Origin of the sequence: Epilithonimonas sp., from assembly GCF_036780765.1 — a bacterium.
Lineage (GTDB): Bacteria > Bacteroidota > Bacteroidia > Flavobacteriales > Weeksellaceae > Epilithonimonas.
The window spans coordinates 1-23154 of record NZ_DAIQCG010000005.1; the positions used below are offsets into that span (position 1 = coordinate 1).

At 34.2% G+C, this 23154-nt stretch carries 23 protein-coding genes; 8 read left to right on the plus strand and 15 right to left on the minus strand.

Going from position 1 to position 23154, the window contains the following annotated elements; genetic code table 11:
• Nucleotides 1–50: 50 nt before the first annotated feature.
• From V7P73_RS09705 to V7P73_RS09740, 8 genes are all read right to left on the minus strand, one after another.
• Nucleotides 51–554 (minus strand): GNAT family N-acetyltransferase, encoded by a 504-nt coding sequence (locus tag V7P73_RS09705; RefSeq protein WP_333853087.1) that lies wholly within the window; start codon nucleotides 552–554, stop codon nucleotides 51–53.
• An 86-nt stretch (nucleotides 555–640) separates the two neighbouring features.
• Entirely contained in the window at nucleotides 641–1177 is a 537-nt protein-coding gene (locus V7P73_RS09710; RefSeq protein WP_333853089.1) for a hypothetical protein, read from the minus strand.
• A 27-nt stretch (nucleotides 1178–1204) separates the two neighbouring features.
• Nucleotides 1205–3742: a YfhO family protein gene (locus tag V7P73_RS09715; RefSeq protein WP_333853091.1), complete on the minus strand. Its 2538-nt coding sequence runs from the start codon at nucleotides 3740–3742 to the stop codon at nucleotides 1205–1207.
• A 101-nt stretch (nucleotides 3743–3843) separates the two neighbouring features.
• Complete coding sequence (locus V7P73_RS09720) at nucleotides 3844–4071, minus strand: hypothetical protein (protein ID WP_333853093.1); 228 nt, start codon at nucleotides 4069–4071, stop codon at nucleotides 3844–3846.
• 9 nt (nucleotides 4072–4080) lie between these two features.
• Nucleotides 4081–5124, minus strand: a complete 1044-nt coding sequence (locus V7P73_RS09725; RefSeq protein ID WP_333853095.1) for a DUF6263 family protein — start codon at nucleotides 5122–5124, stop codon at nucleotides 4081–4083.
• 71 nt (nucleotides 5125–5195) lie between these two features.
• A complete protein-coding gene (rlmB, locus tag V7P73_RS09730; protein WP_333853097.1) occupies nucleotides 5196–5948 on the minus strand; it encodes a 23S rRNA (guanosine(2251)-2'-O)-methyltransferase RlmB in 753 nt (250 codons plus the stop codon).
• A 282-nt stretch (nucleotides 5949–6230) separates the two neighbouring features.
• On the minus strand, nucleotides 6231–6674 hold the full coding sequence (locus V7P73_RS09735) for a hypothetical protein (protein WP_333853099.1): 444 nt from the start codon (nucleotides 6672–6674) through the stop codon (nucleotides 6231–6233).
• 7 nt (nucleotides 6675–6681) lie between these two features.
• On the minus strand, nucleotides 6682–7158 hold the full coding sequence (locus V7P73_RS09740; RefSeq protein WP_333853101.1) for a DinB family protein: 477 nt from the start codon (nucleotides 7156–7158) through the stop codon (nucleotides 6682–6684).
• A gap of 187 nt (nucleotides 7159–7345) precedes the next feature.
• Between V7P73_RS09740 and V7P73_RS09745 the strand changes: the two genes are divergently transcribed.
• The 6 genes from V7P73_RS09745 (at nucleotide 7346) to V7P73_RS09770 (ending at nucleotide 12922) form a co-directional block, all read left to right on the plus strand.
• Nucleotides 7346–8350 (plus strand): AAA family ATPase, encoded by a 1005-nt coding sequence (locus tag V7P73_RS09745; RefSeq protein WP_333853103.1) that lies wholly within the window; start codon nucleotides 7346–7348, stop codon nucleotides 8348–8350.
• Between the two features lie 3 nt (nucleotides 8351–8353).
• Nucleotides 8354–8827, plus strand: a complete 474-nt coding sequence (locus tag V7P73_RS09750) for a hypothetical protein (RefSeq protein WP_333853105.1) — start codon at nucleotides 8354–8356, stop codon at nucleotides 8825–8827.
• A 118-nt stretch (nucleotides 8828–8945) separates the two neighbouring features.
• On the plus strand, nucleotides 8946–9806 hold the full coding sequence (locus tag V7P73_RS09755; RefSeq protein WP_333853107.1) for a DUF58 domain-containing protein: 861 nt from the start codon (nucleotides 8946–8948) through the stop codon (nucleotides 9804–9806).
• A gap of 136 nt (nucleotides 9807–9942) precedes the next feature.
• A complete protein-coding gene (locus V7P73_RS09760) occupies nucleotides 9943–10887 on the plus strand; it encodes a BatD family protein (RefSeq protein WP_442896969.1) in 945 nt (314 codons plus the stop codon).
• Between the two features lie 33 nt (nucleotides 10888–10920).
• On the plus strand, nucleotides 10921–11910 hold the full coding sequence (locus V7P73_RS09765) for a VWA domain-containing protein (protein ID WP_333853111.1): 990 nt from the start codon (nucleotides 10921–10923) through the stop codon (nucleotides 11908–11910).
• A 4-nt stretch (nucleotides 11911–11914) separates the two neighbouring features.
• Nucleotides 11915–12922: a VWA domain-containing protein gene (locus tag V7P73_RS09770; RefSeq protein WP_333853113.1), complete on the plus strand. Its 1008-nt coding sequence runs from the start codon at nucleotides 11915–11917 to the stop codon at nucleotides 12920–12922.
• Nucleotides 12923–13028: 106 nt separating this feature from the next.
• On the opposite strand, the gene V7P73_RS09775 is transcribed toward V7P73_RS09770, so the two are convergent.
• Nucleotides 13029–15509 (minus strand): hypothetical protein, encoded by a 2481-nt coding sequence (locus tag V7P73_RS09775; protein WP_333853115.1) that lies wholly within the window; start codon nucleotides 15507–15509, stop codon nucleotides 13029–13031.
• Between the two features lie 79 nt (nucleotides 15510–15588).
• Nucleotides 15589–16023, minus strand: a complete 435-nt coding sequence (locus tag V7P73_RS09780; RefSeq protein ID WP_333853117.1) for a type I restriction enzyme HsdR N-terminal domain-containing protein — start codon at nucleotides 16021–16023, stop codon at nucleotides 15589–15591.
• A gap of 8 nt (nucleotides 16024–16031) precedes the next feature.
• On the opposite strand from V7P73_RS09780, the gene holA reads away from it, so the two are divergent.
• Both holA and trxB read left to right on the plus strand, forming a co-directional pair.
• Nucleotides 16032–17069: a DNA polymerase III subunit delta gene (gene holA / locus V7P73_RS09785; protein WP_333853119.1), complete on the plus strand. Its 1038-nt coding sequence runs from the start codon at nucleotides 16032–16034 to the stop codon at nucleotides 17067–17069.
• A 216-nt stretch (nucleotides 17070–17285) separates the two neighbouring features.
• Nucleotides 17286–18254, plus strand: coding sequence for a thioredoxin-disulfide reductase (gene trxB, locus V7P73_RS09790; RefSeq protein ID WP_333853120.1), 969 nt, complete (start codon nucleotides 17286–17288; stop codon nucleotides 18252–18254).
• Between the two features lie 112 nt (nucleotides 18255–18366).
• Here trxB and V7P73_RS09795 read toward each other — a convergent pair whose 3' ends face one another.
• The 5 genes from V7P73_RS09795 to V7P73_RS09815 form a co-directional block, all read right to left on the minus strand.
• Complete coding sequence (locus V7P73_RS09795) at nucleotides 18367–19215, minus strand: YoaK family protein (protein WP_333853122.1); 849 nt, start codon at nucleotides 19213–19215, stop codon at nucleotides 18367–18369.
• Nucleotides 19216–19264: 49 nt separating this feature from the next.
• Nucleotides 19265–19756 carry a hypothetical protein gene (locus tag V7P73_RS09800; protein ID WP_333853124.1) on the minus strand — a complete coding sequence of 164 codons (492 nt, stop codon included), beginning with the start codon at nucleotides 19754–19756 and terminating at the stop codon, nucleotides 19265–19267.
• 292 nt (nucleotides 19757–20048) lie between these two features.
• A complete protein-coding gene (locus V7P73_RS09805; RefSeq protein ID WP_333853126.1) occupies nucleotides 20049–21440 on the minus strand; it encodes a sensor histidine kinase in 1392 nt (463 codons plus the stop codon).
• Nucleotides 21441–21443: 3 nt separating this feature from the next.
• Nucleotides 21444–22145, minus strand: a complete 702-nt coding sequence (locus tag V7P73_RS09810; protein WP_333853127.1) for a response regulator transcription factor — start codon at nucleotides 22143–22145, stop codon at nucleotides 21444–21446.
• Nucleotides 22146–22261: 116 nt separating this feature from the next.
• Nucleotides 22262–23137 (minus strand): cbb3-type cytochrome c oxidase N-terminal domain-containing protein, encoded by an 876-nt coding sequence (locus tag V7P73_RS09815; RefSeq protein WP_333853129.1) that lies wholly within the window; start codon nucleotides 23135–23137, stop codon nucleotides 22262–22264.
• Nucleotides 23138–23154: the final 17 nt, after the last annotated feature.

The following is a 23154-nucleotide window of genomic DNA, read 5'->3' on the forward strand; positions in this document are numbered from 1 at the left end:
ATCCTAAGCTCACGCAAAAAATTAAAGCAACTCAGTTTTGGGTTGCTTTTTTATTTCTCGATTTTATAAATCACGCCTTTGTTATTTTTATCAAAATCAAATTCTCTCTCAAATTTCAACCCGATTTTTTCAAGAACTTTGATTGATGCAATATTCTCTTTCATTGCTCTGCCAACAATTGATTTTAAGTTTAAATTTTCAAATCCAAAATCAATACAAGCTTTTGCACTTTCTGTGGCGAAACCTTTGTTCCAATGTTCCTCGAAAAATCTGAAACCAATGTCGGTTTCATCCAGAATTTTATCATATTTCAAACCACACCAACCAAGAAATTCGTTATTTGATTTTTCAATCACAGCCCATCTTCCGAAACCATTAATTTTATAATCCTGATAATTTTCAAGAAATTCTTTGGCTTCGTCAATATCCTTAAAAGCGGAATTTCCTGTATATTTTATCACATTTGGATTCAGGTTTAGTTTGTAGAAATTTTCTGCATCGTCGGGATTTAATTCTCTTAATAAAAGTCTTTCGGTTTTTAAGATTTCTTTCATTTGGTTTTAAAGCTTTAGCTAATTTCAAATCTAAGCAAAAAACAAAAGCAACTCGGTTTGAGTTGCTTTTTTGTTTTGTCAATATTTTATTCTAAATATATATCAGAGTTTTTTAAGTTTTTAATCTTAGAATATCTTTTATAAATATCTTTTTGGAGAATTTCTTGTATTTGTAGAATTGATTGAACTTCTTGACAATTATTTCCTTTAATATCAATCATAAATGTAGTTGATTTTTCCTTATTATTTTTAGGAATACTTATTTTAATTAAACCTATTGGTTGTACATAAATATGATTACATTCAATCGATTCTGGAAGATTATAATAATTGTTTCTCAAAATGATATTGTATATTTTGATGATTGCCTCATTCGAAATTTCGCATTTAATATTTTCGGTTTTATTTGAATATTTGCGAGAGAACGTTTTAGTTTTTAAGTTATATGTATTAATATAATCTTCATAAACAAAATAAAAATCTTTTGGAATTTCTGTTACAATATCATTTTTAATTTGCTTTGAGTCTGTTATCTCGAGATTTTTAATTTTATTGTTTTTCTGACAATCAATTAAGCATAATGGAAAGAAAGTTAAAAATAAAATGCTTACTAAATTTTTCATATTTGATATTTTTTTGAAATAATTAGATTAAGCTTCCGCAACCTCAGACTTTCTAGAATCCTTAAACAGAAAATAAGCTCCAATTAAACTCAACAAAACAAACAATCCGAAACTTATCAAAGAGAATAATTTCCCTTTTTCGATAACAGCTGGTTCAAATTTCATTTCGATTTTATGTTTTCCTGCTGGTACGTAAAGCGCTCTCAAAAGATAATTTGCTTTGATGTAATCTACCTTGTTTCCATCCAAATAAACATTCCAGCCGTGAGGGTAATAGATTTCTGAAAATACTGCTAACTGAGGTGTTTTAGAAGATGATTCAAATGATAATTCATTAGCTTGATAAGTTTTCAAATCCAAATAAGCTGTGGAATCTTTTGCCAGATTTTTTCCATTGAAATAAGCTTTGTCATCTTTAGAAATCACAGCGATTTTCTTGGTGTCAACATTTCCGGTTTCGTTCAGTTCCTCGTTTGGATTGTCCACGAATTTGATATCAGAAACAAACCAAGCGTTGCCATTAGCTTCAGGATTTGGTGTGATTTCCGGTTTTTGCTGGTCGCCAACTAAGAAATATTTGGTGTTCAGCATATTCAGAATGTTCACCGTTTTTACTTGATCAGTTGTCGAGAAATATTTGTTGATGAGATCATCGTAACGTCTCAATTTAACCGCGTGATAACCACCGATTGAAGATTTGAAGAAAGATGTATTTGTCTCGCTGAAAGTTCCTAAAACATTATTGAAAATCCTGTAATGGTCTTTATCTTTTTCGGCAATTGTTTGAAGTGCTTTATTTACTTCTGTCTGTTGCAAAAGACTTTGAACAAAAGAATCATTTCCAGCTTTGCTCATCAGATATTCCGAATTTTCTGTCTGGAATGGCGAGTCAGCAAAAGTTTTATCTACGAAATTATCATCATTCAAATATCTTCTGTTAACCGTCCAAAGGTCGAATAAGCTCACAAATCCTATAATCAATAAAACGATATTGACATTCAGTTTTTTCTTTAGTCCTAAAAATAAAGCACCTGCTGTAATCAAAACATAAACAATCGCCTTGAACGCATCGGTTTGGAACATCGAAGCTCTTTCATCAACCAAATAATCCAGCAAAAATGGCGGAAGATAAGTTTTTTCGTTTGCTGTGTAGAAACCTAAAATCCCTTTTCCGAAAACCAACAAAATCAACGTGATTCCTAGAACTGTTCCAGAAACGTAAAGCAAGATTTTCTTTTTGTACTCTTCTGTCAAGCTATCATCAGTAAAAAATCTGTACAATCCTAGAATGGCAATCAATGGGAACAAAAATTCCACAACTACCAAAATAGAAGATGGCGCACGGAATTTATTGTACAACGGAACATAATCGATAAAGAAATCTGTTAGAATTGCGAAATTGCTTCCCCAAGCTAAGAAAATCGTCAAAATCGAAGCGCCTAAAATCCAATATCTGTATTTTTTTCTGGCAAAGAAAAATCCTAAAACTGCCAAGAAACAAACAACAGCACCTTGATAAGCTGGTCCAGACGTGTTTGGTTGGTCGCCCCAATAGGTCAGGCTTCCAAAACCTTTCATCATCATTTCGTATTCTTGTTGAGATCTGATGTTGTCTTGAGCCAATTGTTGTACGTGTTCCATCATTTTTTCAGAACCTGGTTCCTGGCTTCCGCCTCCCATTAATCTCGGAATGAATAAGTTAAGCGTTTCTAGTTTTCCGTAGCTCCACATTGTGATGCTTTGTTTGTCCATTCCAGATTTTCCAGCTGTGTGAGATTTGGTATTAAGGATTTGCTTTCCACGAACGGTTTCTTTCACATATTCGGCATTTGCCATTAATCTTTGGGAATTCATTCCAACCCCAATGATTACTGCAAATCCAACGATTGCAGTGGAAATCAAGAAATGTTTCCATTCGATTTTTCCTTTGATAGCTCTTATCAATTCAGACAAGAATAAAAATCCTAATCCAAGGAACAAATAATAAGTCATCTGCGGATGATTGGCGCAAATCTGCAAACCTGCGAATAGAGCAGTGGTTATAAATCCGAGAATGTATTTTTTCCTAAAATAAACTAAAATAATTCCCGCTACCAATGGTGCAAAATAAGCAATCGTATGAACTTTTCCATTGTGTCCTGCCGAAATAATGATATAAAAATAAGTCGATAATCCGAAGAATGTCGCCCCCAGCAAAGCATATTTCCAATTTCTGACAGCGACCATTCCCAAAAAGAAAAATCCGGCAAATAATAAGAATAGATAATTCGCAGGTTTTGGAAGGAACAAAAACAAATCGTCAATTTTTTTGATGACATCGCCACGGAACTGTGCGCCAGTCTGGTAAGTTGGCATTCCGCCAAACATTGCGTCGCTCCAATATGTTTCGTTTTCGTTGTTTGCTCTGTATTGCAAAAGTTCTTCTGCACCACCTTTGTAGAAAACGATGTCGTGTTGCATCAATCGCTTTCCAGAGATAATTGGATTGGCATACAAAACTGCTAGCAAAATGAAAATTACCAAACTGGCAATAACGAATAAGATATTTTTCTTGTTTTTGAACATATAAAATGTCTTTTAAATTTTAAATTCCAAATTTAATATTAAAAAACCTTTCAGACTTCATAATCTGAAAGGTTTTGTGTTTATTTTAGTTAAGATTTAAACTAATGTTTTTTCTCTTCCTTCACTTCCTCAAAATCTACCGTTTCTGCATCCCATTTTACTTTTGGATCAGGCACTTTTTTAGAATTGGTTTGTTGATTCTGTTGTTGGTTTTTCGGATTTAATGCTGGGAAGTTTTTATAAAACGCATTGAAAAACAATCGTTTCAAAATATTCCAAACAAAGAATATAACGATGGTTGCAATGATGAGTTCTAAAATATATTTCATTTCCGGTTCTTATTTATACGATGGATTGATGATGATAGAAGTGGTAGAATTCTTAGTCATACTCTGCGTTTGCTTGCCATCGGAAATCGTTTCTTTCTGATTGGTTTTGATGGAAAGATTCTGATTCAGAAGCCAACCTGTATTTTCATCGATGATGATTTTTCCACTTTGAGATCCGCCCATACTTATAGAATGCGTCATTCCATTTTGCGATTGCTTATCAGATTTCGATGGAATTGTACCGGTTACAGAGATCTCGGCTTTTCCATTTTCAACTTTTGTCAAAGTGAAAGTCAGGTTTTGTTTTAATTTTCCGCTTGGGTCAATATCTTCTGAAGTTGTCCATTTTTCTCCGATTTTAGTTCCTTTTAGTGGAAGAAGTTTTAGGTTTTTGCCTAATTGTTCTTTCATCATTTCCTCATTGAAACCAGCTTTGAAGCTTTCTATAAAACCATCTTGCTGTTTTTTGTCTTTCACAGTTCCGGCAATTGCTTTCTTCAAATTGGCATAAACAGCATCAAAACCAGTGACTGATTTAATGTCGCCAGAAGCATCCATTTTGACATTCAGTTTGTTGCCTGCCAAACCTTTGCTCACGAGATATTCCATTTTTAGATTTTCATCTTTCGGTGCAGGTTGCTTGGTATCGATAGTCAAAGTTTTTCCGTTGGATGTGCTGGACATTCTTTTGCCAGTCATATTCAAAGTCATATCGTAGATGTTGTCTTTGAAATCATTGACTGTTACAGACATTTCGTCTGTTGTTTCGTTGGTTCCGGACATTGTTTTTCCGTCTGGCGTTGTCAAAGATTGGATCTCTCTCTGATAGGAAACTAAAGGATAGGTTGTTCCTTTTTCGAGAATGAATTTTTGTTTGAAAATGCCACTGCTGTCCGCAATTGCTTTCGGTTTCGAAGCTTCTTCGTCCGAGATTTCTACGGTTACAGTTTCTGTTTTTCCTGTTTTTGGGTCAACTCTTGTAACGGTTTTGGTTTCCTTTTTACAAGCGACTAAGGTTATTGCAATTAGCGCAAGCGCTGTTATTTTTTTCATATATGATGTTAATTATAAATGATATTTGATGAATGATAATTGATGAGCTGATTTCTATCAACTAAAAACTATCAACCAACAATTCTTTTCTGTCTCACGGCTTCATAAAGAATCGCGCCACACGCTACAGAGACGTTTAGGGATTGGGTTTTACCTTCAATGGGAAGTTTTATTTTTTCATCCGAGTGATGAAGTACTTCTTTCGAAATCCCAGTTTCCTCATTTCCCATCACGATTGCGCAAGGTTCTGTGAAGTCCGCATCGTATATCAATTTCTGCGCCTTTTCTGTCGCAGAGAAAACTTTTACACCACTTTGCTGAAGAAAATCTACCGAATGTGCAAGGTTTTTTTCTTTACAGATTTTGATGTTATAAATCGCTCCAGCCGAAGTTTTAATCGCATCCGAGTTGATTGGTGCACCGCCTTTTTCCGGAATCAGAATCGCATCAACGCCAACACATTCTGCCGTTCTGCAAATCGCTCCGAAGTTTCTGACATCGGTCAATCTGTCAAGAATTAAGATAAATGGCGTTTTTCCTTCTTCGAAAAGTTGAGGCAAAACATCCTCGATTTTATAAAAAGGAACGTCGGAAATGAAGGCAACCACACCTTGGTGGTTTTTTCTCGTAAAACGGTTGAGTTTTTCTACCGGAACGTAGTTGGGACGCAGATTGTGTTTTGCAAGAAGTTGTTTTAGTTCTATGTAGATTTCGCCTTGCAGAGCATTTTGAACAAAAATTTTGTCAATGGTTTTTCCAGCTTCCAAGGCTTCTAATACGGGTCTTAATCCGAAGATGAAATCATCTTTTTTCTCTTGATTCATTAATGAGATTTTGAATTTACAAAAGTAAGGTTTTTGAGATTAGTTTTGTCTTAAGGAAATTGTAAAGTTCTTTATGAAACCACAAAAGTTACAAAAGGAAATCATTTATGGGGGAGAAATAAAAATAAAATTTTCAAAACGTTTTTCTTTTACCCAACCCTAAAGGGTGAAAAAGGCTTTAAAAATTCCATCAAAATTACTCCCTTTAGGGTTGGGGGAATAATTTTGATGGAATTTTAACCACTCTAAAAAAAGATAAAATAACTTTTGTGGTTTCATTAATTAATCCAACACAAAAACCAAAAACTCATCATTTTCAGTTTTGAATTTCAAATCACCGGTTTTTCTCAAATCTTCGAAAAGTTGCGTAGGAAAGTTGTCGTCAAACTGTTTAGTTTTGTAGAATTTTCCTTTCAGCTTTAATGGGATTTTCTTAATCAATTTATCCGTCGTAACTGGAATTTTGAATTTCCTTTTTTCTGGATCTTTGGAATCGATGTAGAAACAATGATCGAATAAATCTGCTTTGTCCACATATTTATTATAATCAGAAACTTTAATGAAGTTGGGCAAATTTGTGTCGCTCCAAGTCAAATATAGAACTTCAATTTCCTGAGTTTTGCTGATTGGTTGATAATATTTGAACCGCTCATTTTCAGACTTTGAAAAAGATAGAATTATTAAAATTAAAATCGGAAAAATATATCGCAGATTCATTGAAATCATTTGTAATTTACAAACTCAATCCTTCCCCAATCAAAGCTCGTTTCTGCGCCAGAATATAGCCGTAATGGATACTTTCGTGCATATTATTAAAGATGATGGCATCTTCAATATTCTTCAAATCAATTCCGAAACTTGTAGAATATGGCGTGTAATCCGAAAAGAAATCATTATCAAAATCTTTCATCAGAATCTTGGAAGTCTCAATTAAGAGATAAGCCAAATCTTCCATTTCAGAAGATTTCACATCCACATTAGCGAATGTTCCTTTTTTGTAAGTTTCCACCCAATATTTGTCGATTCGGAATTGGTTTCCGCTCAGATAATAACAAAGCAATTGCTGTTGAGCAACACAATGGGCAATGTTCCAATAAATATTATTGTTGAATCCGTCTGGAATCGCAAGCAAGTCTTTTTCGGACGTACTTTGTAAAATGTCTAACAAGTTTTTTCTGACTTGTCTATGATTGGCAAAATGATAATTCATTTTAAATTTTGATATTAATTGATAAATGTAAGAAAAATGTGTGTAACACTATATTATTAACGTGTTTTTATGGATTTTTTATATCAATCTCTGTTTTAACAAATATTTAACGCAAGATTAGCTTTTATTGTGTTTGCTGTTGCAGGTTTTTATATGAAATTTACCAATTATATTTTTAAGATTTACTATGTCAGAATTGAATCAAGCAGAAGATATCAGACAACTTACCGAAAAAGTAAAAGAACAGAATTACTTTTTTTCTATTTTAAAACAAGAAATTAACCGCGCTATTATCGGTCAGGAATATATGATTGACCGTCTTTTGATAGGACTTTTGGGCAATGGTCACGTTCTTCTTGAAGGTGTTCCAGGCTTAGCTAAAACTTTGGCAATCAAAACTTTATCCGAAGCTGTTGATGGTGAGTTTTCCAGGATTCAGTTTACGCCAGATTTGTTGCCTGCAGATGTTGTAGGAACGATGATTTATAACGTAAAAGACAACGATTTTTCTATAAAAAAAGGACCTGTTTTCGCCAATTTCGTTTTGGCGGATGAAATTAACCGCGCACCTGCGAAAGTTCAGTCTGCTTTGCTTGAAGTAATGCAGGAAAAACAAGTGACAATAGGAGACGAGACGATGGCTTTGCCAAAACCTTTCTTAGTTTTAGCAACTCAAAACCCAATCGATCAAGAAGGAACTTATCTTTTGCCGGAAGCGCAAACTGACCGTTTTATGTTGAAGTGTAAAATCGATTATCCTGAGTTTGAAGATGAAAGAAAAGTAATGCGAATGATTTCGACGCAGGATATTCCGCAAATCAGAAAAGTAGTGGATTTGAATCAAATTGTTGAGGCTAAGAAACTTATCAATCAAATTTATCTGGACGAGAAAATCGAGAAATATATTCTGGATATGGTTTTTGCAACCCGTTATCCTGAAAAATACGGATTGTCTGAAATTAAAAATTATATCAGTTTTGGAGCGTCGCCTAGAGCAAGTATCAACTTGGCAATTGCGTCCAGAGCGTATGCTTTCATCAAAGGAAGAGCATTTGTGATTCCGGAAGATGTGAAAGAAATTGCAAAAGATGTTTTGAGACACAGAATCGGATTAAGCTTTGAAGCTGAGGCAGAGGAAATTTCTCAAGATGATATTGTCAATAAAATTTTAGGGAAAATACAAGCTCCTTAGAATATGACTTGGGAGAATATCAAACAAAATGTATATTATTCCGATGGTTCATTTCGAGATATTTATGTTTTGGATTCAACCCAAGCTGATTGGGAAAAATGGATAAATTATATTAATGAAAATTATGAAGTTAAATTTACCTATTATAATGAAGAAGGAAAAGAAATTAGTAATAACAAAATAGATTTTCAGAAAGTAGTCGAATATTGGGAAAATACTCTTGATTCTGTTTTAAATGCTGAGTTTTTGATTAACAAAGTAGTTTTCAAATGTTATTTTTTCTCAGATACAGAAATTGAAAATGATATTTGGCCAAACGATGTTGGTGATTTAGAACAACATAATTCTATTGTTGAATATATGATGACTATTTCAAAACTATTAGGCAAAGAAATATTTATGGCTCCTGAAAATTATAATGAATCATCAGAATACAAACTCGTTGTAGTGAATAATGAAGATGTTTTAATAAATTAATTAAATCTGGTTAATCTGTTGATAGTGGTCACTCGTCGAATTCTTTTTATAGATGAGATGTCTGAAAACTATCAACCGATGACCGCCAAAGCTTTCCAACTTAAAATATCAATTTAAATTGCAAATAAAAGACATTGTCAAGAAAGTAAAGCAGATAGAAATCCGGACTCGTAAGAAAACGGAAGCATCGCTTATGGGACAATATCACAGCGCTTTCAAAGGTCAGGGAATGACATTTTCGGAAGTTCGCCAATACCAATTCGGAGACGATACAAGAAGAATTGATTGGAACAAAACAGCGCGTTTCCGCGAACCATTCGTAAAAGTAATGGAGGAAGAACGGGAGCTGACAATGATTTTGGTTGTGGACGTTTCCGCATCGATGGATTACGGAACCAAAACCCAGTTGAAAAGAGAATATGTTGCAGAAATTTGCGCGTCTCTAGGATTTTCGGCAGCTGGAAATAATGATAAAGTCGGATTAATTTTGTACGCAGACAAAGTTCTGAAAGTTGTTCCGCCACAAAAAGGCAGAAAACACGTTTTGTCGATTATCAGCAAAATTTTGTCCGCAGATTATGTGCCTTCAAAATCTAATTTGGATGTCGCTTTCAACTATATGATGAGTGTTTTCAAAAGAAAATCTCTTGTTTTTGTTTTTTCTGATTTCGAGGACGAGTTTGACCAAAAAATCCTGAATGTCACTGCAAGAAAGCATCAGGTTTTAGGACTTCGGGTTTTTGATGAAAAAGATATGGAAATTCCGGATATTGGTTATGCGCTTTTCCGTGATGCAGAAACAGGAAAACAAATCTGGGCAAATACGTCCAGTTCAAGATGGCGTTACGATTTTGCAGAACAACAAAAACAAAAAATGCGACAGGTAAAAGACGAATTCGAAAATTCTTCTGCTCATTTTTTAGATATCAAAACTTCTGATGATTATAGCAAGTTTTTGTATCAATATTTTAGGAAATAGATTAATCAGCTAAATCAATTCAATCAGCGAGAATTTTAAATAATTAATGAAATTAATAATGTTTAATCAACGCAATCTTTGTCATTCTGAAAGAATCTCGACGCTTAGATTCCTACGGAATGACAAATGTTCTGTTTTGTATAAAGTTTATCTTTTACTTCTATTTTTCATTTCGACTTTTGGATTTGGTCAGACTTTAACTTCTAGTCTTGATAAAACCACTTTGGCTTTGGGCGAAGTGGCGGTTTTTAAAATCCAGATTTTGGATTTGGATGGGAAGAATGTTCAGATTGCGCCAAGAAATGAGTTGTTGCCTTTTCATTTTGAGATGGTGAATGACAGTATTGCGGTTCAGAAAGATATTTATCTGCGTTCGGTGAAGTTTGCGGTTTTTCAGGAAGGAAAATTTACCATTCCAGAAATTGCAATCAAAGTTGGTGATGAAATTCTCAAAACCATTCCTTATGAAGTAGAAGTCATTAATACAGCCAAAAAAGGTGACCAGATTAATGACATTATGAAGAACAAAGAAGTGGAACTGAATGTCCAGGATTATTGGGATTTGTACAAATTTTACGTTCTTCTTGTTTTGATTGTGATTGCAATTATTGTTTTAATCATCGGCATCGTAAAATGGGGAAGGAAACGCAAACATAGTCCAGCAGTAACGACGAATCAGACTCTGAAAGATTTAGAAAAACTGAGAAAGAAAAACTATATTGAGAACGAAAATTTCCGAGCTTTCTATGTAGAATTAATTGAGATTACAAGAGGTTTTATCACTAAACAATATCAGATACCTGCAGATGTTTTGCTGACAGATGATTTGGTAGATTATATGAAAAATACGAACGCCATTTCTCAGGAAAATGAAAAAATCGTGGAAGATATTTTCTTGCGAAGTGATTTGGTGAAGTTTGCGAAAACGATTCCTACAAAAGAGATAATGTCAAAAGACTTCACAGAAATCAGAGATTTTGTAAAACGTTCTACAAAAGATGTAGAAGCCGAGAATCTTCGGAATGTTTCTGTTGAAGAACTTTCAGAATCAGACAAATCCAAAATTAGAAAGCTTAAATAAAATCATTTATCAATCATCATTTATAATCAATCCGTGAATTTCGAGTTTTACAGTCCGTGGTTTTTACTGCTTTTTATTTTGTTCATTCCTTTATTAATATTGGATTCGGGCAAGAAAAAAAGTAGAGGGATTGCTGTGCCTTCTGTGACTAATATGCGACCAAGCGGAAATATTTCGTTAGTGATGAAGTTTCTGAAAGTCTCAAAATATTTCATTCTCACAGCGTTAATTGTTGCTTTGGCAAGACCTAGAACTTACACAATTTCTCAGGATAGAGACGAGACTAAGGGAATTGATATAATGCTTTCTGTAGATGTTTCGCTCAGTATGTTGTCCAAAGATTTGGACCCAGACAGACTCGAAGCTTTGAAGAAAATCGCCATCGATTTCGTTAAGAAAAGAGAAAATGACAGGATTGGTTTGGTGGCTTATTCGGGAGAAGCTTATACCAAAGTTCCTTTGACAACCGATCATCAAGTCGTGATTGATGAATTGAATCAACTCAATCCTCTGGAATTACAACCGGGAACGGCAATTGGAGAAGGACTTTCCGTAGCTGTCAACCACTTGAAAAAAAGCAAGGCGAAAAGCAAAATCATCATTTTGATGACAGATGGTGTGAATACCGTTATCAATGCAATGCCCCCACAAATCGCTGCAGAATTGGCGAAAAATAATAGCATCAAAGTTTACACTGTGGGAATCGGGAGTAATGGATATGCAGCAATGCCAACAGCGACCAATATTTTTGGAGAGTTGGTTTTCACGGAAACTAAAACTCAGATTGATGAAAATACGCTAATGGATATCGCGCAGCTGACTGGTGGAAAATATTTCCGAGCAACTTCTAACAGCAGTTTGCAAACGGTTTATGATGAAATCAACCAATTAGAAAAATCCGAAGTCAAAACTTCCAAGCTATATAATTACGAAGAATATTTCAGGATATTTCTTTGGATAGCATTAGGATTTTTGTTGTTGGATGCATTGTTTAGATGGGTAATTTTTAAAATTTTGAATTAAGCAGATGAATTGGTATTTAGGAAATTACTGGTATCTTTTTTTACTCTTTTTGTTGCCTGTCATTGGTTACTTCATCATCCATTATGTGCGTTGGAAAAACCAAAAGCGTGACCTTTTTGCGGAAAGTAGATTTCAGAATGTTTTATTTGAAAAAACGTCTTGGTTTGCCAAATTATTTCCACTTTTGTATTTGCTTGGTTTTTTATTTCTGATATTTTCGATTATCGACCTTTTGGCTGGGAAAGAAGAAATCAGTGTGAAACAAAATGTAAGCAGTACGATTTTCGTTTTGGATGTCTCCAATTCTATGAATGCTCAAGACGTTCAGCCAAGCCGATTGGAAGAAGCGAAGAATATCATCATCAATTCACTTCAAAAACTAACTAATGATAGAGTAGGAATTATTGTTTTCGCAGGAGATTCTTATTCTGTGATGCCTTTGTCCAGCGATTATTCGGCGGCTGAAAATTATCTTTTGGGAATTGAAACCAGTGTCGTTCAAAACCAAGGAACCGACTTTCTGAAACCCATTCAGATTGCTGCTCAGAAATTCAAAAATATCACAAAAGGTTCCCGAAATATTGTGTTAATCAGTGATGGCGAGGATAACGAAGGTCACGAAGATGAAACAATTGATTTAGCAAAAAAAGAAGGTATAAGAGTGACTACGATTGGTGTAGGAACAGAGGAAGGTGCGCCTATTCCAGAGTATTATTTTGGACAATTGATGGGTTATAAAGCTGATATTTACGGCGAAACTGTCGTGTCGAAATTACAAACCAAAGCACTCAAAAATATTGCTTCTTCAACTGGCGGCAATTATCTGGACGGAAACAATCTGGATAATACGATAAGCAATTTGCTAAATGAACTTCACAAGTCCACGAGTTCCACTTCTACCACGATTAGTTCCCAGTCTGCGGTTCATTATTACCAATATTTCTTGGCAGTTTCGATATTCTTTTTCTTTTTGATTTTCCTATTTAATCCGAAAAAAGATTTTAATCTTTAAATTTTTTAACACAAAAGAACTCAAGGTTTTTACACAAGAACACAAAATTTTTGTTCAGTTTTTGTGACTCTTGTGTAACTCTTTTGTGGCTTTGTGGTTAAAAAAACTAAATCACATACTTCTTCAAACCTTCCATAAACCCTTGCCAAAGCATATTGAAAAAGCTTCTTTCCGGGTCACGTTTCTTCTCGATGGTCACATGTTCTGGTTCACCGGTCGATTCGTTTCGTACAAACCAATTCGCAACAGTGGTTAGGATTTTGCGCTCTTTTCCGTTCTTTTTGTTGAGGAAATTCACGTACATATCTTTGTATTTGAAATAAAATTTTCCCGCAATTCCAGCGTTAGAACCATAATAATCAAATTTCACGTAATCGATTTTTCCGTCCAAAGTCACATTCAAATAAGGTCGTACAAAAAGATTTGCATTATCTGCAGAGAGTTTTTGAATATTTCCAACAATCGTGAATTTATCATCCAAATCATTCACATCAAATTTCCAATTCACAGTCGTTGGCGCAGTTCCATAAAATTTGAAATCAGAATCAACCGTGATTAGCGTTGGCAAACCTTTGATTTTCGTATTATTCACATTTTTGATAGTCGCATTGAAGTCATCAAAAGTCAATTTTCCTGGTTTATTCGCATTTTCAGCATCTTCTTCATAAGTCAAATCCGAATTCCGAATCTGAATTTGATTCACAAAAAGTGGAAATTTTACATCTCTCAGTTTCTTGCTGAACAGATATCTCACAGCATTATCATCAGGCGGAGCAAGGTCGTGGTAGATATTGCAATCCAGATTATTGATGATGATTTTTTCCAGATTGATGACTGTATTTTTCCCAATTTTAGAATCTTTGTCCGTAATCGCAATATGTTTTGTCCGGATGGTGTAAAGATCTTCTTCTTTCGCAATCACTTTGCTGAAGGCTTTTCTGGAATATTTTGGAAGAAATTCAAAATTCTGTAAATCGGTTTGTTTGCCCTGATTTTTAAGTGAAGCCAATTTCAAACGATAATGTTTGCCAGCATTTAAGTTGATATTTTTTGCTGTAATCAATCGGCTTTTGATTTCGAACGGAATATCTTGTTTGAAAATATTTTTGTCTGATTTTATTTGATTCAAATTCACATCAAATTTCGCCACAGACAATTTTTCTATCCCATCAGAATATTGTTTGAATTGTCCATTAATGATATTGAATTTCCCAATCAAAGCCTGGAAATCCGGCGTTGTTTTTCCTTTCTTTTTCTTGATTGATTTATGTTTCGAAGAATGGATTGTGATTTTCGGATTTACAACGTCAATTCCTGCAAAATTGAGATTCAGTTTTTGACCGATATATTTGGATTGATTCTTTGTGATTAAAATTTTATCAGTTTTGATATCAAGAATATCTTTGTGACTGCTTTTCCCAATTGGAATCAACTGAAATTTGTCAACCGTAATGTCTTGATTTTCGGATTTGATTTTTTCAATTTTTAAAGCTTGGAATTGGTCTGCTTTGAGATAAATATTTTCAGCCTCAATATTATGATTCGTGAATCTGAAAGGGATTTTTTCTTTCACCGTTTTTTTATCAAAAACAATATCACTGAGTTTAAAATTGAAGTTATCAATAGAAGCCGTTTTCTGCAAATTAGATTGTAAAACCAATATTTTCCCCTGACTGAAATTGATATTTTTCAAACCAATTTTCAAATCGATTTCTTTTTTGTTATTCGTCTTCACAGATTTTTTCCCTGTAGAAGTTACTTTTAAATCAGGCTTTACAAAATCGATTTCATCCACTATCAAAGAATCTTGGTTGATGACAAAATTCTTAGCTGAAAGTTTTTCGGAAGCAAAATCAAAAATATTCTTGGCGTTATAATTTTTCGCATCCTGAATGGGATTAAGATGAAATCCCAAAATTTCCAGCGTTTTATTTTTTGCCGAGATTTTTGTAGCATTGATTTGATAAAAATCGTTAGCTGTGATGATTACATTTTGTGCATCAATTTTGAATTCTTTAAAAGCAATCGGGATTTTAGAATCATCTTCACTTTGTTGGATATCTATGAGTTTGATATTCACATTTTGTCCGTTGAATAAGGTTTTTCTATTCTTATTCTGGATTTTTACATTGCCATTTGAAACAATAATATTTTCCAAAGCAATATCTGGTTTTTTATTTTTCTCATTTTTTTTATCCTTTATTGGAGCGAAAACAACGGCGATATTTGGGTCAGATAAAAGCACATCTTTGGCTTTATAAGTTTTACTGAAAACAGCTTTCCAAATATTAAAATTCTCAATTTTCAATTCCTTCACAGTTCCATTGATTTGCGTAACCGTAGAATCTTTAGTATTTTTATTATTGATGAAAATATTGTTAGCAGTCAAATTCCCTGAAAATAAACTCAGATTAAAATCATCTAATTTCAAGTTGTAAGCTGTTTTGTCATTGATGAGGTCTGGTAATTTTCTTTTCAGATAAAAGTCCAGTGCAAAAGGAATAATCAACAGAAGCAAAAGAATAATGCCACCGATAATCATCAATGTTTTTTTCAGTTTAGATGGTCTAGTAGTTTTTTCAGTCATTCATTTTTGAATTAAGAATTAAATGCAAATTAGTTATAATTAATACTTATTCCAAAATTATAAACCATTATTCTTTAGATTATTCCATCTCTTTCCGAAACTTGTAACCGTTCTCTGTATGTTCTGCGAAAATATGATGCAAACCATTGCTGATGATGATTTGTTCTGCTCCAAGCAAACTGTTGTAGCGCGCAATTTGCTCAAAGTGAATTCGCTTCAAAGGAACATTCGGAGCTTTACATTCGATGAGGATTTTTGGTTTCGTTTTTTCTGTAACTAGAAGGTCAATTCGTTTCGTTGTTCCGTTCAGTTCCAGTTTTTGTTCCAGGATTAATGAGGATAAATTTTTATTCTTTACAAACCGAAAATAATGCAACCAATGCTGTCTCACCCATTCTTCTGGTGTGAGTACAAGCCAGCTTTTCCGAACCAAATCATAGATAAAAAATGTATCTTTGTCTTGTTTGATTTGAAAATCGAACGTGTTATCAAAATTTAGCTTCGGAACCTGCATACTTTAAGATGAAAGAAATAGATATTATCCTCAAAAATATTAAAAATAAAGAACTCTTACCGGTTTATTTTTTTCAGGGCGACGAGGCTTTTTATATCGATTTGGCTGTCAAGCATTTTGAGCAGGATGTTTTGGAAGAAGATGAGAAAGCCTTCAACCAAACGGTTGCATATGGTCGAGATACTAATTATCTGGAAGTGCTTTCTTTGGCGAGACAATATCCGATGATGGGAGATAAACAGCTCATCATTGTGAAAGAAGCGCAGGATATGAAACTAAATGACGAAGAATCCAAAGCTTTGGAAGCTTATTTAGAAAATCCTGTTCCCTCTACAATTCTGGTAATTGCTCACAAACACAAAAAGTTAGATGCCAGAAAAAAAGTAGCGAAAACTTTGGCTAAATCAGGAATGCTTTTCACGAGTGAAAAGATGAAAGATTATCAGCTTCCGACTTGGATTCAAGGGGAAATGACTGTGATGGGAATTAAATCCGCACCCAACATTAGCCACCTTTTAGCAGAATATCTTGGAAACGACCTTTCCAGAATTGCGAATGAACTTAACAAACTGAAAATCGTTCTAAAAGACGGTGCTGTTCTGGACGGAAAAATTATTGAGGAACATATCGGAATAAGTAAAGATTTCAACATCTTCGAATTACAAAAAGCATTAGCGAGAAAAGACCAAACAAAAGCCTTCAGTATTGCTTATTATATGGGAAAGAACAAAAAATCGAATCCTGTGCAAATGGCTTTTGGTGCACTTTATAATTTCTTTTCTAATATCATTATTTATCATACTTTGAGCGGACAATCGCCTCAAACAATTGCTTCTACAATGGGTGTGAGTCCGTATGCAATTAAAGATTATTCGGAAGCAGCAAGATTTTATCCATTGAAACACGCAACCAGAGTTATTTCTGTTCTTCGTGAGATGGATTTGAAATCCAAAGGTCTTGGCGTAAGACAAATGGAAGATGAAGAAATCTACAAAGAACTGGTTTACAAAATCATAAAAATTGATGAACTGAAAGTGTCCGTTTAAAAATTCCCTTTCATTATAACTTAGATTATCATACCAGTAATTGATCAAATATAATTCATCAATCATATATTCAACATTGACAGTTTAGATAGGTTCTGAATAATTAATTCCCGAAATTTGTACTCGATTTTTCAAACAAAGAATTATATTTGAAAATTCCAATTTCGAAAGGAAATGGAATTTATTCCTTAAAAATAAAATAATTTAATAATAGAAATGGAGAACAATATCTTAGACTGTGTCATTGTAGGTTCTGGACCAGCTGGTTTTACAGCGGCAATTTACGCAGCAAGAGCAAGTCTTAAACCTGAACTTTTCACAGGATTGGAACCTGGAGGACAATTAACAACAACAACGGAAGTAGAGAATTTCCCTGGCTATCCAGATGGAATTACCGGACCAGAAATGATGCTTCACCTTCAGAAACAAGCGGAACGTTTCGAGACTAAAGTTCATTACGAAATGATTTCCAAAGTGGAATTTGCTAAAGAAAGAGGTGGGATTCATAAACTGAGCACAGGTTCTCGCGATGTTTTGGCAAAAAGTGTCATTATCTCTACAGGTGCGACTGCAAAATATCTGGGATTAGCGGATGAGAAAAAATACGCTGGCGGAGGAGTTTCTGCGTGTGCAACTTGTGACGGATTTTTCTACAGAGGGAAAGATGTAATTGTAGTTGGAGCAGGAGATACAGCGGCAGAAGAAGCAACTTATCTTTCTAAGATTTGTAACAAAGTGACGTTGTTGGTAAGAAAAGACCATTTCCGTGCTTCAAAAGTAATGGTTGACAGAGTTTTGAGTACATCCAATATCGAAGTGAAATACAATCACGAGTTAATAGGAATCGAAGGAGAAAACTCCTTAGTAGAAAGGGCTAAAGTTGTTAACAATTTGACAGACGAGGTTTCTACAATAGATGTTCACGGGATTTTCATTGCGATTGGTCACAAACCAAACACGGAAATCTTCAAAGGACAAATCGACCTAGACGAGAACGAATATATCATCACGGAAGGTAAGTCCTCAAGAACCAATCTTCCTGGAGTTTTCGCAGCAGGAGATGTTCAGGACCACCATTACAGACAAGCTATTACAGCTGCAGGAAGTGGTTGTATGGCGGCAATGGATGCAGAAAAATATCTTGGCGAATTAGCTGGAGAAAACCATACTTGGGTTGAACAATAATTGAAAATTCAATATTATAAAATCAAAACCGCTTTAGAATTTCTAAAGCGGTTTTTTAATAAAGAACTATTACAAAAAATTGATTTATGGTGAAGTGTTTTTAGAGGAATAATTACTTGTCGCTAAAGGCCAATTTTGTATTAGTATTAGGTCTACTTACAGTTCTTTTCTCGTCTTTATTATGGATTTTGTAGTACAAAAATGCGATGAAGGTTGGTTTGTGATAGATTTTATAATATCGATATTCTGTCTGGAAATGTCTGATATTAATTTTATAAAAGTCATAACCAATGACAACCAAAAGACATACACTGATGACATAAAACACACGGAATTCCAAACTGTAATAGGTTAATCCAGAGAAGATTGCTCCTAAAACGTAAGTGGCCATAATACTTGTCAATAGTTTTGCTCTGGCAATTAATTCGGGGTTTTTTCTGAATTTTTTCTTAGTAAACATCGATGCCAAAATTCCCAAATCTGTAGTGGTTCCCGTAAGGTGCGTTGTTTTTACAGAGAAGTTTGAGATACTCGCCGTTAAACCGTTTTGTAAACCAGTTGCGAATAACATTAATGCTACCAAAGCTTCGGTTTCCCCTAATGTTTTTTCGTAGTAAAATTGTCCATAGATTCCCACTGTCAAAAGACAGAGTATTTCTAGAATAATTGGAAAAGCGTGGGCAAAATATTTACTTTTTTTGTTGAAGTTGATAACACTTAGATTCGCTACAAATCCTCCAAAGAAGAACAAGAAAATCCATCCAGCGACTACAGCAACTTGTGCCCAGTTTCCTTGGCTTATTTCTGCTGCGAAAATCGCATAATGTCCTGTTACGTTGGATGTAAAAGATAAGAATATCAATAGAGATGCTATATTTATAGTCCCTGCAGTGAATGCAGTCAGCGTCCCCAGTCTAATGTTGTCTCCCAACGTTCTGCTGTTACTATAATTTCTTAACATTGTGATTTAATTTAATGATTGAATAATAAAATTTCCCGAGAATCAGATTCTAAGAGAAAACTTCGGCAAGTCTGCCTTTTTCATGAACAAATTCCGGAGCTTGGGTAATGATTTCCACAGCTTCCAAATGCTTACATTTTTTGACATACGGCGTGATATCAAACTGACCTTTGCCTATATTATTACTTTTTGAAGAGGAGTAGTAAGCTTCTGCAATCTTTGTAGCTTCCACATAATTGTTAAAAGTTCTTTGGAAACTTCCAGTGAAAATGTCACAAGTGATTTTGTTGATCAGATTCGGATACTTGTTATTGATAATGCTATAGGCATCGCAAAACTCCTGCGGTCTTATTTTTCTGAAGATGGTACTCTTAGAAGTGAACAAAAGATCTCTGATAGAATCTCCCATATCGTAACCAGTTACGAAAAGGATGTTGTATTGATTTTCATCATTTTGATCATTTTTGTTTTTTAAAACTTTTTTTAGAATATCCAGAGATTCTAAAGAAAAATCTGTAGCAATTAAAATGGTTTTGATCATAATATTTTGATTTAATTGGTTTTGTTACTTTTTGATGATACAAAACTATTATGACCAAATTAGAATGCTTTTGGAACGAAATTAAAATGTAATTAAAGAGATTAAAATGAGATTAGAATTTCAGTTAAGAAAATTAATTTTAGAATAAAATCAAAATTTCAAATAACGAATTTTGAGTGATTTAATAATGATTTGGGCAGCTTAATCCGCCTTCCACTCCCAATCTTTTCACTCCACTACGTTGCGTAAAAAGGATTTCCGCTCAAGTCGGGCTGCGAGAGATTCAACGTTTTTATTCAGTCGGAACATAAATAGGAAAACGAATCTGGACCGTTGTTCCAATATTTTCTTTAGAATTCACGATTAATTCGCCATTATGGATTCTGATAATGTTTCTCGCCAAAGGTAAACCAATTCCATAACCTTCGTAGTTTTTCGTATTTGACGCACGGAAAAACGGATCGTAGATTTTATCCATTTCAGAATCAGGAATCCCGATTCCACTGTCTTTAATAATAATATAAACATGATCATCGGTCGCACCAAGAGAAACTTTAACTTGTTGGAAGTTAGAATATTTGCAACCATTGTTGATGATGTTTGCCATTGCAAGGTGCAGGAGCTGTTCGTTACCTTGAACTTTCAGTTTTTTAGGATTATCCGGTAACATACTGATATCCATAAAAACATTATTTTTAGCATTGATTCTCGTAGCTGTTTCGATAACATCCCAAAGCAACTGATCCATTCTCACTTTATCCATTTTCTGAATTTTCCCATCAAATCCAGTTTGGGCAATCATTAGCAAAGCTTTGATTTTTTTATCTAATTTTTCAGCTTCATTCAGAATTATCTGAAGCGTTTCCTGATAATGTTCTTTTGATCTTGGGATAGATAACGCCACATCAGCTTCGCCCATAATTGAAGTCAAAGGTGTTCTCAGTTCGTGCGAAACATTTCCGATCAAGTGATTTTGGGTTTCAAAAGATGTTTCAATCCTGTTCAACATATCGTTGAAAGTATCGACCAGTTCATTCAATTCTTTATTTCCCGGCTGAGATTCCAACCTAAGATGCAGATTCTCTGAACTGATTTCTTTTACTTTTCCTGTGATTTTAAGAATCGGACGGAACAGCGTCTTCGATAAATAAAAAGAAAAAATCATCGAAAAGAACAAAGCCAAGATCATACAGGTCATCAAAGTTCTCTTCAGATAGCCCAAATAATGAACTACATAATGATTTTGTGCCGAAGCTATTGCAATGTATGTTTTATTATTGGAAGTAAAAGATTGTCCTATATAATAGAATTCTTTGTCATTATAATTGGATTCTCCTTTTTTTACAATGCTTTTGAAAAAACTATCTGGAATATGAATTTGATTAGAAATATGACTGTAATTAGAATCCTTCGGAACTTCGAAAACATAATCTTTTTCCATCGGAAGTTCTTCGTCATTCAAGCTATTCAGAATATGATTTTCTGGAATATCAAGATGTTCTTTACTTTTCTCGATTTGGACAATTGTCGTTGCTCGGATTTTCAGTAATTCGTAAAAACGCTGATGTGAAAAATTAACAATAGAAAAATATACCAATCCACTGAACAGTAGAATGACAACTGTAAAAACCAGCATCAAAAGAAGCATTGTTTTTGTTTGATTGGTAGGATTTCCTTTCAGCACTATTTATGATTTTTTTAGAACGTAACCCATTCCTATTACAGTGTGAATCAGTTTATCATCATCCTGAGTGTCTAGTTTTTTTCTTAGATAATTAACGTAAACATCCACAACATTGGTTCCTAATTCGTAGTTCACGCCCCAAACTGCTTCCAATATTTCGGCTCTGGAAATCACTTTTTCAGGATTATTCAGAAAATAGAGTAGAAGCTTGTATTCTGTTGAGGTAAGTGAAATTTCTGTTCCTGCGCGGGTTACTTTTTTGGTATAATCATTAACTGTTAAATCAGAGAATTGATAAGTGTTTTCATCATCAATTTCGTTGGATTCAGATCCGTTATGATGTCCGCTTCTTCTAAGAAGAGATTTGATTCTTGCCACCAATTCTATGAATTTGAAAGGCTTCACAAGATAATCGTCGCCACCACTTTCTAGCCCGAGGACTATATTCTCGGAAGAATCTAAAGCGGTTAAAAATAGAATAGGTACGGTTTTATTTTGCTTCCTGATTTCTTTACAAACTTCTAGACCATTGATGTCAGGCAACATTATATCAAGAATAATTAAATCGAAATCATTGTCATCGACCAATTTAATCCCTGTTGCGCCGTCCAAAGCTACAGTAATCTCATAATCCAATTCCTGCAATCCTTTTTTGATAAAGGAAACAACGCTGGATTCGTCTTCTATCAGAATAATTTTTTTCATAACTAATTCTACAAAAATATAAAATTACAATTATTAGAAAAATTTTGAATGATTATAAGTTCGGTTAATCTTTTTTAAGTCATCGCTTCTAAAAAAATAAGGATTGATGTGAGTTTTTATTCTTCCCAATGCGCTTCTTCGCCTTGTGGAGCAGCGCCGCCTTGAGCTTCAGTAATTGGCGCTTTTTCACGATTGATGTGATAGATGTAAGCTGCCACTTTCTCAGCATCTCTGCCTGTGATAACCCCATCTTTAATGAAAGGTCGCATCGTTGGATTGTTAGGAGAACCATTTTCCAACATCCAAAATACATTTTTAAAAAGGCTTTTTTGTTTGATGTTAATCCAATTTTTGTCGGTAAGATTCGGGCCAATTCCACCTTTTCCAGAATCTGAATGACAAGACATACAGTTGGTGTTGAAAATCTGTTCGCCTTCAGCAATATTGTCTGCGCTATAAACTGCTGTTTCAATATCAATTGCAGGAGCGGTTTTCTCGTATTCTTGGATGGATGCGAGTTGGGTTTTGGCTTCAATTTCATATTCTACATCAGGATGGGCATAATCTGTAAATTTGAAAGCAATCAAATAAACCACACAATAAATAATGGTTCCGTAAAATAACCCAATCCACCATTTTGGCAGGGCATTATCAAGTTCTGTAATACCATCGAAACCGTGGTCGATGAGCAATGTCTTCTCTTCACTCGCAGATTGTTTTTTGAAAGCGGAATTCCAAAGTTTTTGAAAATAAGGAATAGCTTTTTCTTTCAGATATTCCTCTTTTCCTTCGTCTGATAAAGTTTTGAAACGGGCATCTTCAACCAAATCTCCAATGGAATTCATTATCAAAAAAAGAAAAATAATGACCACCAGCAATCCCCAAAAGAAAGGAGAAGATAAGTAACCGGAATTATCGGACAGTTCGAAGATGATAAAAGTTACACCTAAAGTGGCTATAATGCCAATTGAAACGGGAGTTCTTGTTTTCATTTGATTTAAGTTTTCAC